15 protein-coding genes are annotated in these 17887 nt (G+C 48.5%); 14 read left to right on the forward strand and 1 reads right to left on the reverse strand.

Annotated elements, in window-relative coordinates:
• Positions 1-9 precede the first annotated feature (9 nt).
• The 10 genes from fimG (at position 10) to rluA (ending at position 11201) form a co-directional block, all read left to right on the forward strand.
• Positions 10-516 carry a type 1 fimbrial minor subunit FimG gene (gene fimG / locus Z042_RS23315; RefSeq protein WP_025297202.1) on the forward strand — a complete coding sequence of 169 codons (507 nt, stop codon included), beginning with the start codon at positions 10-12 and terminating at the stop codon, positions 514-516.
• Between the two features lie 13 nt (positions 517-529).
• A complete protein-coding gene (locus Z042_RS23320) occupies positions 530-1447 on the forward strand; it encodes a fimbrial protein (protein WP_024914212.1) in 918 nt (305 codons plus the stop codon).
• A gap of 123 nt (positions 1448-1570) precedes the next feature.
• Complete coding sequence (locus tag Z042_RS23325) at positions 1571-2227, forward strand: hypothetical protein (protein WP_024914213.1); 657 nt, start codon at positions 1571-1573, stop codon at positions 2225-2227.
• A gap of 6 nt (positions 2228-2233) precedes the next feature.
• Positions 2234-2848 carry a LuxR C-terminal-related transcriptional regulator gene (locus Z042_RS24660; protein WP_154667015.1) on the forward strand — a complete coding sequence of 205 codons (615 nt, stop codon included), beginning with the start codon at positions 2234-2236 and terminating at the stop codon, positions 2846-2848.
• 674 nt (positions 2849-3522) lie between these two features.
• The gene (locus Z042_RS23335) at positions 3523-5505 is read left to right on the forward strand and encodes a type VI secretion system Vgr family protein (protein ID WP_024914215.1); all 1983 of its coding nucleotides are present in this window, start codon (positions 3523-3525) and stop codon (positions 5503-5505) included.
• Positions 5502-6476 carry a DUF4123 domain-containing protein gene (locus Z042_RS23340; RefSeq protein WP_024914216.1) on the forward strand — a complete coding sequence of 325 codons (975 nt, stop codon included), beginning with the start codon at positions 5502-5504 and terminating at the stop codon, positions 6474-6476. Before Z042_RS23335 ends, Z042_RS23340 begins: the two co-directional genes overlap by 4 nt.
• A gap of 27 nt (positions 6477-6503) precedes the next feature.
• Entirely contained in the window at positions 6504-8186 is a 1683-nt protein-coding gene (locus tag Z042_RS23345; RefSeq protein WP_024914217.1) for a hypothetical protein, read from the forward strand.
• A gap of 26 nt (positions 8187-8212) precedes the next feature.
• Positions 8213-9217: a hypothetical protein gene (locus tag Z042_RS23350; RefSeq protein ID WP_024914218.1), complete on the forward strand. Its 1005-nt coding sequence runs from the start codon at positions 8213-8215 to the stop codon at positions 9215-9217.
• 118 nt (positions 9218-9335) lie between these two features.
• A complete protein-coding gene (locus tag Z042_RS23355; RefSeq protein ID WP_024914219.1) occupies positions 9336-9599 on the forward strand; it encodes a PAAR domain-containing protein in 264 nt (87 codons plus the stop codon).
• A gap of 981 nt (positions 9600-10580) precedes the next feature.
• Positions 10581-11201 carry a bifunctional tRNA pseudouridine(32) synthase/23S rRNA pseudouridine(746) synthase RluA gene (rluA, locus tag Z042_RS23365; RefSeq protein ID WP_024914221.1) on the forward strand — a complete coding sequence of 207 codons (621 nt, stop codon included), beginning with the start codon at positions 10581-10583 and terminating at the stop codon, positions 11199-11201.
• A 53-nt stretch (positions 11202-11254) separates the two neighbouring features.
• On the opposite strand, the gene djlA is transcribed toward rluA, so the two are convergent.
• Positions 11255-12079 carry a co-chaperone DjlA gene (gene djlA, locus Z042_RS23370; protein WP_024914222.1) on the reverse strand — a complete coding sequence of 275 codons (825 nt, stop codon included), beginning with the start codon at positions 12077-12079 and terminating at the stop codon, positions 11255-11257.
• Between the two features lie 227 nt (positions 12080-12306).
• On the opposite strand from djlA, the gene lptD reads away from it, so the two are divergent.
• From lptD to rsmA, 4 genes are all read left to right on the forward strand, one after another.
• On the forward strand, positions 12307-14670 hold the full coding sequence (gene lptD / locus Z042_RS23375) for an LPS assembly protein LptD (protein ID WP_024914223.1): 2364 nt from the start codon (positions 12307-12309) through the stop codon (positions 14668-14670).
• Positions 14671-14801: 131 nt separating this feature from the next.
• On the forward strand, positions 14802-16103 hold the full coding sequence (gene surA, locus Z042_RS23380) for a peptidylprolyl isomerase SurA (protein WP_024914224.1): 1302 nt from the start codon (positions 14802-14804) through the stop codon (positions 16101-16103).
• Positions 16090-17082 (forward strand): 4-hydroxythreonine-4-phosphate dehydrogenase PdxA, encoded by a 993-nt coding sequence (gene pdxA, locus Z042_RS23385; RefSeq protein WP_024914225.1) that lies wholly within the window; start codon positions 16090-16092, stop codon positions 17080-17082. The genes surA and pdxA overlap by 14 nt, the downstream gene beginning before the upstream one ends.
• Positions 17075-17884: a 16S rRNA (adenine(1518)-N(6)/adenine(1519)-N(6))-dimethyltransferase RsmA gene (gene rsmA, locus Z042_RS23390; RefSeq protein ID WP_024914226.1), complete on the forward strand. Its 810-nt coding sequence runs from the start codon at positions 17075-17077 to the stop codon at positions 17882-17884. The genes pdxA and rsmA overlap by 8 nt, the downstream gene beginning before the upstream one ends.
• Positions 17885-17887: the final 3 nt, after the last annotated feature.

Below are 17887 nucleotides of genomic sequence, written 5' to 3' on the forward strand. Positions count from 1 at the left end.
AGAAGGGATATGCACACAAGAAAGCGGAGTTTACTCGCCGGGGGGTTACTGATGATGGTGTTAGCCAAAGCCTATGCGGCGGATGCCACCATCACCATCAATGGCAAGGTGGTCGCCAAACCCTGCACGGTATCGACAGTGTCGACGACGGTAGACCTGGGGGATTTATATACCTTCAACCTGCTGTCGGCAGGCGCTTTTTCGGAATGGAAGTCGGTGACGTTGAGCCTGACCAACTGCCCGGTCGGAACCTCAAAAGTGACCGCGACGTTTTCCGGTACGGCGGACAGCAGCCGTAGTTATTACGCTAATCAGGGAGCGGCCCGCAATATTGCGCTGCAACTGGCCGATAGCAGCGGTGTGAATCTTCCCAACGGCAGTACCAGAGTCGTTACGGTGAATGACGCATCAAAAGCAGCCAACGTTGTTTTGCAGGTGAGGGCTATCACCCCCAACGGCAATGTGACCCAGGGATCGATTCAATCTCTGATCAACGTGACTTACACCTACTCCTGATGATGATAAAAAAATGAAAGATTTAATCGGCTTACTGCTCAAATACATCGCTGTCGTTGCACTATTCATTGGCTATTCATCCAGTGCCCACGCCTTTGCTTGCCAAACGGCTGCTGGTGCGACCATTCCTATCGGCGGTGGCAATGCTGACGTTTATGTCACTTTGTCTCCGCAGATCGGCGTAGGTCAGAACCTGATTGTTGATTTGTCCACCCAGATATCCTGCCGTAATGATTTCCCACAAACCATAAAAGACTTTGTTTCCCTGCAAGCCGGTTCAGCCTATGGCGGCGTATTGGCTAACTTTAGGGGGAGCTTTGTTTATGGGGGGATTTCTTATCCCTTCCCGACAACGAATGAAACACACTCCATAGAATTTAAAACTACAACTATGACGCCTTGGCCTGCTGTACTTTACCTCACGCCTATCAGCAGTGCCGGGGGGGTGGCGATAACCAGTGGTTCTTTAATCGCGATGTTAAATATGCATCAAACCAATGATAAAGGAGAATCACACCCGTATATATGGCGGATCTATGCCAACAATAACGTGGTGATCCCTACTGGGGGTTGTGACGTTTCTTCTCGTGAAGTTAACGTGACGCTGCCAGAATATCCAGGAACTGTGGCAGTGCCGTTGACGGTGCGCTGCGCCCAGAATCAAAACCTGGCTTATTACCTGACTGGGCCAACCTCGGACGCCGCAAACACTATTTTTACCAACACCGCTTCTGCGCCAGTGGCTCAGGGGGTTGGCATCCAACTGACTAACAGTAATGGCGTGATCACCACTAATAGGAATGTCGCGCTGGGCGTCGTCGGAACCACACCGGTCAGTTTAGGCTTGACCGCGAGCTACGCACAAACGACCGGTCAAGTCGTGGCGGGTAATGTAACGTCAGTCGTTGGCGTGACCTTTTTGTATCCATGAAGGTGCTTTTAATACTGCCTACAGTAGCTTCCGTCACATTACCGGGAGCAAGCTGCAAGGTTGCAGCTTAAAAATCGATGTGTTTATAGCTGGAAATAACAACTCTGATGTTCAGGAGGAAAAATGTTGCAGGTCAATCATAATAAAGACGAGTATTCGGTAGCGGGAAAATCGAAACGAATTCTTGTTGTTGAGCCATCCAGGATAAATTGGATCGGCCTGCAACGGTTACTTGGTTGTACGGGCAACGCTGAGTTAAGTTTTTGTCGGGTCAGTGAAATTACAGAAGCTAAACAGAAAATTCATGAATTCAAACCTGATGTGATCTTATTTACCTCATTATCGCGTGGAACTGATTATCTGTTGTTATTATCCTTTTTATCAGATGTTGCCAGTTATCATCTCAATACACATTCTGTTATCTGGTTGCCGCATGATATGGAATGGATGACTCAGCTTCTTCACGCTTTTGGGGTGACGACTGTATTAATCGATCCTGTTAACCTTTATGAAATCAGCCAATGCCTGGGTGATAAGCCGAGTAGCAACGTTGAGAAGAAAGTATGTTTGTTGGGTAAACAGGAAAGAGTCATTGCACTGGATTTTTTCCGCGGGAAAAGTGCCACAACGATTGCCAATGCAGCGGGAAAAGATGTACGAACAATCAGTACTCAAAAGAAATCAATAATTAAAAAACTGAAGATCAGAACGAATGAGGAGTTTTACCTACTTGCAGGTAAATTGATCTATTTGAACAAAATAAATAGACAGGAGTGGTGAGACACTGTGAAAAAAATAATGATTATGCATCCATGCATTCTTACCTGGAGTGGATTATATCAGTTATTCAGGCAGAAACTGCCTGGCGTTGATATTGTACAAGCGCATTCTGTTTATGATGTGGCCTTCAGTGATGATTTATACAATATTGATCTGATCGTCAGTGAACTATACGGCCTGAATGAAAATATCCGTCTGGGGGTGAAACTGCTGTCATTCGCTCAAGCCAGCAGGGAGGATAAACCGCTGCTTATTATGACAGATGTGCCAGGAAAGCAGGTGGCTAAGTGTCTGGGTCATCTACCTGAAGCCTCATTTATTGCTTTATCTGAAGATATTCCTCAGCTAGCCAATCAGGTTGATTTGGTTTTGGCTGGCAATGTTGTCACCAGCCCGTGCCTATGCACTGCACAGGGGGTGAGCGTATTCAATACCGATGTCAAACCATTCTCCGACTCAGAAATAAAGGTTTATCATTTATTGCAAGAAGGCTTCAGTATCACACAGATAGCGAAAAAGATTTCCCGCAGCGTCAAGACCGTGAGTTCACATAAACGTAGCATGATGGGAAAGCTCGGAATTGATAGTGAAGTAGAGCTTTATGCCTGTTTTAATAAATAATGGCATATTGATTATTGCCAGACGCGGAGATCGCTGAAGCCCCGGAAATATTAAAAAGAGCGTGGGAGTAAAATGGGTATGCTTACACGCCTGCTGACAAAGGAGTTCGGCCGCTCTAAGACCAACGTATTCTCCGACGTTGGCGCGAACACCTAGAGCCACTCAAACATGATATTGCTAGATTGCTGGGTCACTATGAAGCTACGGCGCAGAAAAACCGTTACGGCGTTGTGTTACAAAGGCTGTGGGACAGCCTCCAATTGCAATTACAAGTACGTGACAACGGGTACACAGCGGAGGCGTGACGTGATGCGCCGCAAGCTACTGGCTCATATGCTATAAGAATTGGAAAGCCTCGCCGTATATGAGTTTGTCAGCACTCATCCGGGGCTGGTCTGCGCGTTAGAGCACGATAGATTTGTTTCTTATGAGAAGGTGGATGATGGGGATCATCCGTTCTTGAAGATTGTGTTGAAGAATGAAGCTCGCCACTGACAGGAGTGACAATTGCCTACCACACTGTTTCTCGATCATAACGAGATATAACCAAGACGGCCCTCAGAAAATCCCGGTTGTTGCCGCTTTCTCCATGCATTAAAATACTTTATATATAAATCATTATTTTATATAAATTAATATTGAAATATTCACATAATCAATAAGGAAATGTGAACATGGATGCGAGTGGCCTACGGTTTACGTTGAGTGTGGGGGATCTGCCACCTAAAACCTTCGTGGTGGCGAGTTTTACGTTGCATGAGCAATTCTCTACACTTTTCACGCTCGAACTTGAGGTAGCCAGTACCAGCCCCAGTGTGGAATTCCGTTCAATTCTGGACAATACTGCCACGCTGACCATTTGGCGTGAAACAGAAGTACAACGTATCGTCAATGGTATTGTCATCTCCGTTGAGCAAGGCGATACCGGACTTCATCAAACCCGTTACCGACTCAGTGTACGCCCCGCGCTCTGGCGAGCAGGGTTAAGGCAAAACTCGCGTATTTTCCAGCAACAGGGTTTTCAAGACATTCTGGAAACCTTGATGAAAGAAAACAACATTATTGACTATGCTCATGCTTTTCGTTATCCCCATGCAGCCCGGGAGTTTTGTGTCCAATATAACGAAAGCGACCTTGATTTCCTTCATCGCATGGCGGCAGAAGAAGGCATTTATTACTTCTTCGAGCATGAGAATGGTAAACACCGGCTAGTCTTTGCCGATGATAACATCATCGTGAATGAGGGGCCGACGCTACCTTACTACCCAGACCAGCAACAAACCTCACTCAATGAGCCTTGTATTACCACCTTCAAGCGCCGGGAAAGTCTGCGCCCTTCGGACGTGTTGCTGAAGGATTACACCTTCAAAGATCCCCAATGGGCAGCAGAATTCGACGAGTATGCCCGTGATATGGAACATCAACCCGGCAAGTATCTCCATTACGATTACCCTGGCCGCTATAAAAGCACCGGACCAGACGGGGAAAAGTTTGCACAGTGGCGCATTCAGGCACTGCGTAATGACGCCCATCAGGGCGAAGGGGCGAGTAATTGTCCTGCCCTGCAACCCGGTGTGCGCTTTACTCTGGAAAACCATCCGCTAGACATGTTGAATACACACTGGCAAATCACCCAGGCTATCCACACAGGGCAACAACCTCAGGCTCTGGAGACTGTCTCAGGAGGTCAAGGGACGACCCTAACCAGCCAGTTTGCGTTTATTCCCAACAACCAGACATGGCGTCCGCTTTCGCTGCCAAAACCGCGCATTGATGGTGCTCAGATTGCCATTGTCACGGGGCCACCCTCTGAAGAAATTTATTGCGATGAACTTGGGCGGGTCAAGGTGCGTTTTCTGTGGGATCGTTCAGGGAAAACAGATGATACCAGCTCTTGTTGGATACGAGTATCCCAACCTTGGGCAGGCACCCGGTGGGGGATGTCTGCTATTCCCCGCATTGGCCATGAAGTTATCGTGGAGTTTCTGAACGGCGACCCCGACCAGCCGGTGATCATCGGGCGTACCTATCATGTCAACAATCGGACCCCTGGTGGTTTGCCCGTAACCAAAACCCAGATGACGATACGATCCAAAACCCATAAAGGTGAAGGGTTCAACGAACTGCGTTTTGAAGATGAAAAAGATAAAGAAGAAGTGTTCATCCACGCGCAAAAAAACCTGGCGTTCAAGGTTCTCAATTCACAAGATGCACAAATCGGCTATAACCGCACAACCCAAATTGGTCACGATGATGAATTGGCCATTGCCCATGACCGTAAAGTCACGGTAGAAGGCCAGCAAGATCACAAAACACAGGGTGACTATCGTGAATGGGTCGTGGGTGATAAAAACTTGCGTGTCAGTGGCGATGTTGCCCAACTGATAGAGGGAGTACTGTCTGCTAAAGTATCGCGTGACATCACCGTGCAAAGTGACAGCAAAATCACATTGCGTGTCGCAGGCAGTATGGTAGTGATCCATGCTGGAGGCGTGGATATCAAAGGCCCTAATGTTAATGTCAATGGGCCAGCGAGTCCTGGTGAACTTGTGTTACCCGCCAGCCCGGCTATTTTAGCGGTAGCGGCGAAGCGTGGCTCAATGTTTGTTGCTCATTGTCCAAAAAGCGAGCAAACGGCACCAGGAGGGGATAAATGAACCCGCCAGTACCATCACAAACCGCGACACGTTATCTCGCCACGCCAGAGCGGGCAGAAGCCACCGAATATGCGATTGTTGATGCAGGGGTAGAACCAGCCTTATTCGACATGTTGGAGCAATTCACCCCGCTGGTCAGTTGCCTGTACGCTGAACCCTTGCAACCGGAGATCGCCCAACTAGCCCCCTATCTGATCCTATTAACTCCCGCAGTGAAAAACTGGTTGGAAAATAACACGACCCCTTGGGGGATACTGTTTACCAGTGCGGCAGACATGAAAACGGTACGCCAACATCTGCGTAAATACTTGCAGATAAAGATACCGGTAGAAGCCAAGCCTGTGTTTTTCCGTTATTACGACCCGCGTAATTTTTGGGCATTTCTCAGTGCGTTAGAAGCCTGGCAGCAACACCTATTTCTTGGGCCTTTGCTCAGCGTAACCACCTATTACCCAAGCCGACAACAGCAAGATTTCAGCACACTGCATCATCAATATCCATCGAATATCAAACTGTATAAAAAGCTGTTTGAACTTTCGCCGGAACAATACCAGTATCTGTGTCAGCAAGAGCAGGAAAAATATCTGGTAGAACTGTGTCTTAACGCCAAAAAGTGGCGGCAGCAAGCCGTGCAGGCGCAGCAAGAAACTGATAATAAACGCTATGATATTCCGTTTGACCCCAGATTGTTACCCGACACACTTCTTGAGCGGGTTCCTGATATTCAGGCAATTGAACGTGACTGGGAGCGTGCGATCCGGGATCTGTATGCCTTTTGTCAGCAACACAACATCACCGATCATCGTTCGGTGTATGGTTTGATCTATCTGTTTTGTCAGCAACCCAAAGCGAGCCTTGATGCCTGGCCAGACAGTTGGTATCAACATTTGTCCGATCTGCGTTTACCCGGCTATTTTCGAGTTGAATCATTATTACTTGAACAACTGGGCTATCTTCCTACGATAGAATAACCAATAGGGATATTAAGGAATATTACCATGGCAGAGATATCAACCCGTGCCGGAAGCCCACTGTGCGACTGCGATACCCCCGATTCCTGTGTACACAAAGTCGTATTGAGTGATGGTCAAATCAGCAAGACCTACCCTATTGACCCCCGGCCAAGGCTGGTGGTTTATGACGAGGGTGAAGGCGTTGACGTGGAGATCACTATCGAGGGGAAATGCAGTAAACCTGCTTGCCCACAGGCGAAACTCCAATATCCCGTCAACAATGTCGTCAACGAAAAGCCTCTGCACAATTCCCTGGTGAATAAAGAAAAAGTCTATTACAAACCGCAAACTAGCAGCGATGAACTGGAGTACTGGCAAAAGATCACGCCGTTTGAGTATTTCGCCAATGCGGTCAACCCGATAGATCTATTCCAGGCTCCCCATGAATACAGTGTGGTCACCACCGGCTGCCATAGTTGTGATATTCGCGGCAAGATAGATGTTTATCCTGCCAGTGCATTCTACATTGAGACCGGTTTTAGCTACGAGTACGACAGCGGCTCGCGCAGTGTGAAAGAGCGACGTGATGAACAGATAAAGAATAATCTACGAATGCGTGAGGGAAGGACTTTACCACAAGATAGGAATAAACTGCGTAACGGCTGGACACTGCATACCGATGCATTTTACGTCAGCCAGCAAGTAAAATTGGATGTGAGTTTCAAGCTGGAGATTGCCGGTAAAGAATACTCAAAAGAAATCAGTGCAAACGTCTGGAAAAAACGCACCACCTCAAGAAGTCTTGAAACCATCAGTAAAATGAAAACATTACTGACCGGCATGGAAAAATATCTTATGCCCTCGCCGGGGAGCGGCGGGAATACCCGTGCTTATCCCGTTGCCAGCCTCACATTGCTACCGTTGAATGCCGGGTTATGTTACAGCTATCGATGCGATGACAGCACTATCGGCCCCAGTCATTTCTTTGGCGTGACCGCTGCACCTTTCTTTGGGGCCAAATTCAAAATCGATTTGATTCAGGTGATCGCCGCCTATTGCAAGATTGACGCCATTGTTTCAGAGATGCGCAAGGTGATGGCGAAACGAAGTGAAGATGACACATTTTCTGCCGACGTGGATTGCTACCTGGAAATCAGTGGGGATGTTCACCTTAAAATCGGGGCATTGCATCAACAGGAGAAATGGAGTTTTTATCACGATGAAGGCAATAAGCTGGAGTTTGGATTAGTGGGCCACATCAGTGCCGCGATAAAAACCAAAGTGCTGATTGCCGAAGTAGCCCTTGATGCCAAAGCTGAAATAGAAACCAAAGGGCGTTTTGAGCTGGATGATAATGATGGTAAAGGACTCGATCTGGTTGCTGCACATGATGGTATCTCAGCGGTATTGATGCTAAAAGCTGAATTAACTGTTGATGTTGGTAAACAAGAAAGCGCTCCGGGATCCAATAAATCTTTGAGCACTGGAGGCGAAACTGCATTTATCATTGCCGATAAGTTGGAAACCAAAAAATCTGCATGTCGAGTCAATTTATTTGGTCAATCACGCATGGTGGCTAAACCGGCAATAGAAAGTGGTTTATCAATTCCTAGCCATACTGTAGGAGCATACCCTTACAAGGATGGAGCGATTCTTGGTACCCAACACACGAGCCAAGGTAATACTACGACCAGCAATTATCCGATTTATAAACCAGGCAAGGCATAATATTAGCAAGAAAAAAGGAACCAGTAATGAAAAATAAATTAGCATTAATTTTATGTTTATTAGGAGGAATGATGCCAATAGCCAATGCTCAGGCGGATAAAATAATTTATCGTAGTGTTTTCGATATGAAATACGCATTTTGTAGTATTAAAACTAATGGTGTAGTCGGCCAAGATAACCGTGATAGTGCTGGTAATGGTAGAGGATTTGGTACAGGTAGCACCTCCTCTATTTTATTGATGGAAAACGGCGAAAATGATATCGCTATTGAAATGGCCTCAATGAACTGGTTTGATCAAAAAGTAAAGGATGATGATAAAAACAGCTTTCGCAAAGATGCCTACTGCAATCTAGACTTGATAAAATATAATAAACAAGGTTCGCAGACTATCAGTAATATCAAGATCACGATTGATGATACTGGAAAGCCAACAGCAAAAAATTCGGCAATCCCTGAAAAATATCAATCGATTAATCAACCGATTGTCGAACAACATCTAACAGGGTTTGAAATAAAACCAGGGGTTGTGAAAGGTAATCCCTATGCAGCACTTTGGTTTCCTAAAGGGATGGAAATATATGAGTTTAGCCGAAAAGTGACAGCAGATGGTCTGCCTGAATGGCCCTGGGTAAAAGCTACACCCTATACAGATACACCAGAGCAGCGACAACTATTACAACAAGCCTATGAGGAATTGTGGCAAGCCTTTAATAAGAAAGATATGAATAAAATAAAAAAGCTTATGGCATTATCTTTCCAAGCCTTCGCTTATGTGACTGACTCTACCGAAGATGAGATCCTCCGAGACAGAGCATTCTACGAGCATATTAAAGGAAGGGGTTTTAAGATGACCCCTATTAACTGGGATGCTTATGAGGTTAAGGTAATGAATAAAGGCCGAATGGTTAGGCTAATTAATAAATCTCAGCCTGAGTATTCCCCCATTTCATTTGATCATGACGATGATGGATATTCATCAACATCACCATTTTTTTCTCTAATTAACGGACGTTTCGTGGTGGTTTTATAATATATAGCCTTCAATGGCCAGTTATGATTTTGTAATGTACTGGCCTTTGATGAGATATAAAAATCATCTTTAAGTTGATTTGCGCTCACAATAATACACAACTCAAAAAGGAACCTATATGGCCAAACCCGTGATCGTACTAGGTGATAAAACTGACCATGGTGGCACCGTAACGACCGCCTGCTCAGGATTTAAAAATCAAGGGGCTCTGGTTGCTTGTGAGGGGGATACTGTCGTGTGTCCGCAACATGGTACAACAGTGATCGTCGGTCACGCCCAAGGGTTTAGTGTTGGTGGGAAAAATATCGCTCGTGAAGGAGATAAAACCAGTTGCGGTGCTTCTTTAATCGCTAGCAAGCACAGCCTTAAGCATGGCGGGTAGCAGGGACACTTCAGCTTTTTTGGGGATCGCCTTGATTAACATTGCAACGGCAGACAATAAACGTGATTTATGAAACTAAGATCAACTATTACCTTTATCTGCCAGAGTCTCTGCGTCAAGAAGCCAATCGTCTGATCCACTACCTGAAGCATTTCCCGTTTACCCCCCGGAGTGTTGCCCCAAGTGCGGCCACAAATCGTTTCGGTTGGATAATTGGGCCAGCAAACGAGACAAAACTGTAAGTGTAATTATCCCGTTTAACCGGCCCATTCACTTTTCGCTTATCAGGGATGACCACCGCCAAGATTAGCGAACACCTGAATATTTCGTTGAATGTATAACAAGATATTGAAAGCCAACGCAAGAATTGGGCTAATTCGCTGTCAGGTAGCACTCGCTTAGCGGGCCTAGATGCCCGTTTTACCTTGGCTTGCATCAGACTGGCCTTGTGCCAAATTGGCAAACTTCTCATCTCACTTCCCAAACCCAAGAGCAAACTCGTAAGCAGCCCGGAGTTCGCGTAGAATAAGCCCGGCAAGGACATTAGCGCCACGCTGAACAGCAGCCATAACGAGAGCAACAACGTCCTTGCGAGTGACTCCCCGTGCAGGAAATGGGTCGATTTTGTCCACAAAGCTTTTGTCAAAGCCCTTCAGGTAACGTACTGATTTGGCGGTTTTCTGGCTCCCTGGATGATTTTTCTACCTTTGCCATGACGAGCTTCAATATGTTGAGTCAGGTATCGTTCAAGCCAATCTTTGGCAGTGAAACCGCTAATCCGTTTGTTGATGCTGGTGCTTTTCCGCTTTCAGGACAGTGGCTTTCATTCTTTACCTGCTTAAACGCTTGTACCTGTGCCAGCAAGATATTAGGGAAGTGGCCTCTTTTCGCTGGTATCAGCGTTGTCTTTGTCGCTGGGTTTCATCGCCTTAATATAATGAGTTATTAAATGTTAGCAAAATCAGAAAAATACGGATGTATATGATAGTAATTTATCAGGATGAACATATCATCGTGGTCAATAAACCTAGTGGATTGCTTTCCGTTCCAGGCCGTGCGCCAGAAAACAAAGACAGCGTGATGACCCGCATTCAGGCCAATTTCCCGGCGGCTGAATCTGTACATCGTCTGGATATGGCAACCAGTGGAGTGATTGTGGTCGCCTTGAACAAGGCCGCAGAACGCGAATTGAAACGCCAGTTCCGTGAGCGTGAACCGAAGAAGTTTTACATCGCCCGCGTTTGGGGGCACATGGAACATGACGAGGGGATGGTGGATTTACCGCTGATTTGTGACTGGCCGAATCGGCCACTGCAAAAAGTGTGTTTTGAAACCGGTAAAGCGGCACAAACGGAATATCGAGTGCTTTCCCGTGATGCAGATGGCAGTTCGCGGGTGAAATTGATGCCCATCACCGGGCGTTCACACCAGCTGCGTGTCCATATGCTGGCACTGGGGCACCCCATTCTGGGCGATGGTTTCTACGCGCATCCCGCCGCCAGAGCGATGGCGCCGCGTCTCCAGCTTCACGCTCAAGAATTGCACATCACCCATCCGGCATCCCAAACGCCGATGCGTTTTCACGCCGAACCGGATTTCTGAGGCAAGCGATCAGGAGCCGCATTCGGCTCCTGATATGCTCGCTTCAAAACAAATTACTTAAACCCTTTCTCACGCTTGATCAGGTCATAAGCAGCCTGAATTTCCTGCGCTTTCTGCTTGGCCATTTCCATCATTTCTGGCGGCAACCCTTTCGCCACCAGTTTATCAGGGTGATGTTCTCCCATCAGCTTGCGATAAGCACGCTTGATGGCCGCGGCATCATCCGTGCTGCGAACCCCCAGCACCTTGCAGGCATCTTCGAGCGTTGGGCCACGTTGCGCCTGTTGGTGACCGCCGCCATGTGAATAACTCCCCCGGCTGCCACCGCCAAACTGACGCCCGCCTTCCATCATACTGAGGAATTGGTCAAACTGTGCGCGTGAAATCCCCAACTCTTCCGCGATCACATACAGCACCTGCCGTTCGTTCGGATGCAGTGAACCATCGGCAAAAGCCGCCTGGATCTGAATTTCCAGAAACATCCGAATCAGATCGAAACGCCCAAAACAGATACTGCGGAATTGCTGCAACGTTTCACGCAGCGGAAACTGGCTCTGTTTTCCTTCTCGGAATGCCTGCTGCGCGGCGGTCCGAGCCTCACCGTGCAGTTGTAAACGATCCATAAACAGACTGGCTATCTGAATATCCGCTTCGGTAACTCGCCCTTTCGATTTGGTCAGGTGGCCCATCACCTGAAAAGTGGTGCGGAAAAACAACGTCTGCCGCGTTTGCTGATTGGTAAAAAAGCCTCGGCTACGCTTGTTGTTACGCGCAGTATCGAACATATGGCCGACAACCAGCCCCAAAACTACACCCCAGAATCCCGCGCCAGACCAAATGGCAACAATCACTCCGAGCAGTTTGCCCCAATACTGCATAGACTCCTCAATTATCAACCACAAGCCGCACATTCCCCTTCGTTTCACGCAAGGGTTAGGGCGATTTTTACCAAAATTTGGATTATCATACCTCTCATTTATCTCTGCGCCTAACGACGGTGCAGTCAAACAGCAGGATTTACCACTAGCGCAATGCCGATGAGTAATATAGTCTCTGACCGTTTGCCGGACATGATGCCTCTGATGACGGAACACAAAAACTGCGTATGAAAAAAAGTTTCCCAACACTGCTGGCCACACTGATTTGGACGGCTCTTTACAGTCAGCATGCGCTGGCTGATCTGGCTGAGCAATGTCTGCTCGGCGTGCCCACTTACAAAAACCCTATTATCAACGGCGACCCAAATAGCTTACCGGTTACCATCCTGTCCGATGATTCACGTGCCAATTATCCAAGCAGTGTCTTATTTACCGGTAACGTTAATGTCGAACAGGGTAATAGTACGCTCACTGCCGAACAGGTTGAGCTGAATCAGACGGAAAAAACGGGACAACCAGCCCCCATCCGTACCGTCACTGCTACGGGTGATGTCAATTATAGTAATTACCAAATCAAGCTGAAAGGCCCGAAAGCTTGGTCAAATCTGAACACTAAAGACACTGATGTCTATGAAGGCAATTACCAAATGGTAGGCCGTCAGGGGCGCGGTGATGCCGAAAAAATGAAGATGCGCGGCCAGAACCGTTACATCATTTTGGAAAACGGCACTTTTACCTCCTGTTTACCAGGTGATAACAGCTGGAGCGTTGAGGGCTCAGAGGTTATCCACGATCGCGAAGAGCAAGTGGCTGAAATCTGGAATGCCCGCTTCAAGATTGGCAATGTACCGGTGTTTTACAGCCCCTATCTGCAACTGCCAGTGGGAGACAAACGCCGCTCAGGTTTCCTGATCCCGAACGCTAAATATGGCAGTAACAACGGCTTCGAAATTTTGCTGCCGTATTACTGGAATATAGCGCCAAACTTTGACGCAACGATTACGTCACATTACATGACTCAGCGTGGTCTACAGTTGCAGAACGAGTTCCGTTATCTGCTGGAACCGGGCTTAGGCACCCTGGCATTCGACTGGTTGCCCAATGATAGCCAGTTTGAGAAAGATCATGCTGACGTGGATGACAGCAAACGTTGGTTATTCTATTGGAACCATAATGGCGTAATGGACAAGGTGTGGCGTTTCAACGTCGATTACACCCGGGTTAGCGATCCCTATTATTTCACCGATTTGGATTCCAGATTTGGTTCAACCACCGATGGCTATGCCACACAAAAATTCAGCGCTGGTTATGCCAATGAAAATTGGGATGCCACCCTGGCATCAAAACAGTTCCAGATCTTCAGCGGCATCGGGAACCAGAACGCCTATCGTGCGCAACCTCAGTTGGATCTCAACTATTACAAAACCGATCTCGGCCCGTTTGATTTACACACTTATAGTCAAGTCGCCAAGTTCACCAGTGTGAACCCGAACAACCCAGAAGCCACCCGCTGGCACGTTGAACCGGCTATCAGTCTGCCATTGGTCAACGGTTGGGGCAGCCTGAATACCGAAGCCAAGGTGATGGCAACACACTATCAGCAAAATATTCCAAACAGTTTTGCGGCAGATTATGCAGGCCGCACGGGTAACGTTGCGCCGGATCTGGCGGGTTCAGTCAACCGTGTCTTGCCGCAGCTAAAAACTGACGGCAGAATGGTGTTTGAACGCGGCATGGACTGGGCGCAAGACCATACCCAAACTCTTGAACCCAGAATGCAGTACCTGTACGTTCCCTATCGCGATCAAAACAACATCTATACCTACGACTCAACGCTGTTACAAACCGACTATTCCGGTCTGTTCCGCGATCGTTCATACAGCGGGCTGGATCGTATTGCTTCACAAAATCGTTTGGCTGCCGGGGTAACGTCACGTATTTATGATGATGCGCTAGTTGAACGATTTAACGTTTCTGTGGGTCAAATCTACTATCTCAGCCGTTCGCGGACAGGGGATAAAAGCAACAGCTTTGACAACAATGATGATACCGGCAGCGTAGTATGGGCCGGTGATACTTATTGGAAGATTGATGACCGCTGGGGCTTGCGCGGTGGTGTGCAATACGACGCCCGTCTTGACAGCGTTGCGTTAGGTGATTCAGTCATTGAATACCGTCAGGATCAGAACCGCATGGTTCAGTTGAACTACCGTTATGCCAGCCCGGAATATATTACGGCTACTCTGCCGGATATTAAAAACCCTGGTTATCAGGACGGTATTTCACAGGTAGGTATGGTCGCCAGTTGGCCAATCGCTGACCGTTGGGCTGTCGTAGGGGCTTATTACTATGATGCCCGGGCGAAACAGACCGCTAACCAATTGGTAGGGGTGCGTTATAACACCTGCTGTTGGGCGGTTAACGTGGGCTATGAGCGTAAAATCACCAACTGGGATACCATCGATCAAGTCAGTAAATATGACAATAAGATTTCATTTAACGTTGAGCTCCGTGGCCTAAGCAACAATCACAGCCTCGGTACTACAGACATGCTGCGTGACGGTATCCTGCCTTACCAGCGCGCATTTTGATGTCTACCCAAAACGTCAGCAGTTAATGAGCGCCATTAATATCCCCTACGGCTTCAAACCTACGGGGATATGAAATATGTTGGAAAAAGATAACTTTCACCCGCTTTGGCGGATTAGATAACGGGAAATGTATGAAGAACTGGAGAACGCTTCTTCTCGGATTGGTGGTTTGTGCCAATGCCGCGTTCGCAGCACCCCAAGAAGTGGATAAAGTCGCCGCCGTCGTTGATAACGGCGTTGTACTTGAGAGCGACGTGAAAGGTTTAATGCAATCGGTGAAACTCAACGCGCAGCAGGATGGCCAGCAATTGCCAGATGACAAGACGCTGCGCCACCAGATCCTCGAACGCCTGATCATGGATAACATTCAGCTACAGATGGCAGCGAAAATGGGGATCACCATTTCTGATGCCGAGTTGGACAACGCCATTGCCAATATCGCGGCGCAAAATAGAATGAGCCTTGATCAAATGCGCAGCCGTCTGGCGTATGAAGGACTGAACTACAATACCTATCGGGCGCAAATCCGCAGAGAAATGCTGATTTCCGAAGTGCGTAACAATGAAGTACGCCGCCGTATTACGATCCTGCCACAGGAAGTTGATGCGCTGGCCAAACAGGTTGGTGCTCAAAACGGTGGCGATACCGAAGTCAATCTCAGCCACATCCTGATCCCACTGCCGGAGAATCCATCCCAGCAGCAGGTTGATGAGGCCGAAGCTCTGACCAAACGCCTGATTGGTGAAATCAACGGCGGTGCAGACTTTGGTAAGTTGGCGATCACCTATTCTGCCGACTCTCAGGCGCTGAAAGGCGGCATGATGGGGTGGAGCAAACTACAAGAATTGCCAACGCTGTTTGCCGAAAAGCTGCTGAGCACCAGGAAAGGCGAGGTGATTGGGCCAATCCGCTCCGGCGTCGGCTTCCATGTTCTGAAAGTGAATGACATCCGCGGCGGTAATCAGTCTATTTCAGTCACGGAAGTGCATGCGCGTCATATCTTATTGAAACCTTCCGTGGTGTTGACCGACGATCAGGCTCGGGCAAAATTGCAGGAAGTGCTTGCTAATATCAAGAGTGGTAAAGCGAATTTTGCTGATGAAGCCAAACAACTGTCACAGGACCCTGGCTCGGCTCTTCAGGGCGGCGATCTGGATTGGGCTTCTCCAGAAATTTACGATCCAGCCTTCCGTGATGCACTGCTGAAACTACAGAAAGGTGAAGTGAGTGAGCCTGTTCACTCTGCATTCGGCTGGCATCTGATCCAACTGTTGGATACCCGTCAGGTTGATAAAACCGACGCAGCACAAAAAGATCGTGCTTACCGTATGTTGTTCAACCGTAAGTTTGCTGAAGAAGCACAAACCTGGATGCAGGAACAACGTGCTGCTGCTTACATAAAGATCCTTGATGGAAGCAATGCGCAACAATAAACGAATCGTCATCACCCCCGGCGAACCGGCCGGGGTTGGGCCGGATTTGGTCGCCGTGCTGGCGCAACAGGATTGGCCTGTTGAACTGGTCGTGTGTGCCGATCCGGCCTTGTTGCTTGAGCGTGCCCACAGCCTGAAACTGCCATTGACGCTGCGCGACTATCAGCCTGCACACCCAGCACAACCGCAACAGGCCGGTACTTTGACGGTACTCCCCATCAAAACGGCCGTTGCCGTATCACCCGGTGAACTGAACGTTGCCAACAGCGCTTACGTGGTGGAAACCTTGGCTCGTGCTTGTGATGGTTGCATGAACGGGGAATTTGCCGCACTGATTACCGGGCCGGTCAATAAAGGGGTGATCAATGATGCGGGTATTCCGTTTAGCGGTCATACCGAATTCTTTGCTGACCGCAGTCACTGTCAACGCGTCGTCATGATGTTGGCTACAGAGGAGCTGCGCGTCGCGCTGGCGACCACGCATCTTCCCCTGCTGGCCGTACCAGCGGCCATTACGCAGCAGAGCCTGTTTGAAGTGCTCACCATTCTTAACAGCGATCTGCAAACCAAGTTTGGTATTACACAACCACAGATCTATGTCTGTGGATTAAACCCGCATGCGGGGGAAGGTGGCCACATGGGGCGTGAGGAGCTGGATGTGATCATTCCGGCACTTGATACCCTGCGCGGCCGTGGCATCAACCTGATCGGCCCATTACCGGCGGATACGCTGTTCCAGCCCAAATATCTGCAACATGCCGATGCCGTACTGGCGATGTATCACGATCAGGGCCTGCCAGTGCTAAAATACCAAGGGTTTGGCCGGGCAGTGAACATCACTCTTGGTTTGCCTTTCATCCGTACCTCGGTTGACCACGGTACCGCATTGGAATTAGCAGGCAGCGGCACCGCCGATGCCGGCAGTTTCAAAACGGCCTTAAATCTCGCCATTAAAATGATAATCAATTGTAATGAATAATAGAGTCCACCAAGGGCATTTTGCCCGCAAACGCTTTGGACAAAACTTTTTAACCGATCAGTTTGTCATCGATAGCATTGTTTCGGCCATTCATCCCCAACCGGGTGAGGCCGTCATTGAGATTGGCCCTGGCCTGGGCGCGCTGACCGAACCGGTAGGTGCGCGTATGGATCACATGACGGTGATCGAGCTGGATCGCGATCTGGCCGCACGCCTGGCTACGCATCCGCAGTTGAAAGATAAACTGACTATCCACCAGCAAGATGCCATGACGGTCAATTTTACCGCACTGGCTGAAGCCGCAGGCCAACCACTACGTGTCTTTGGCAACCTGCCGTATAACATCTCTACCCCACTGATGTTCCACCTTTTCAGCTATACTTCGGCTATCCGCGACATGCACTTTATGTTGCAGAAAGAAGTGGTCAATCGCCTAGTTGCTGGCCCGAACAGCAAAGCTTATGGGCGTTTAACCGTGATGGCACAGTATTACTGTAACGTGATCCCGGTGCTGGAAGTGCCGCCTACTGCGTTCGCTCCGCCGCCGAAAGTCGATTCCGCCGTGGTTCGCCTGGTACCGCACCGCGAGATCCCGCATCCGGTCGGTGATGTGCGTATGTTAAGCCGTATCACCACGCAGGCGTTTAACCAGCGGCGGAAAACCATCCGCAATAGCCTGGGCGATCTGTTCACCCCAGAGCAGTTGTTGGAACTCGGTGTCGATCCCGCTCTCAGAGCAGAAAATATTTCTGTAGCGCAATACTGTAAGCTGGCAAACTGGCTTTCAGCGCAGCAGCAATAAAGG

The organism is Chania multitudinisentens RB-25, from assembly GCF_000520015.2.
Taxonomy (GTDB): domain Bacteria; phylum Pseudomonadota; class Gammaproteobacteria; order Enterobacterales; family Enterobacteriaceae; genus Chania; species Chania multitudinisentens.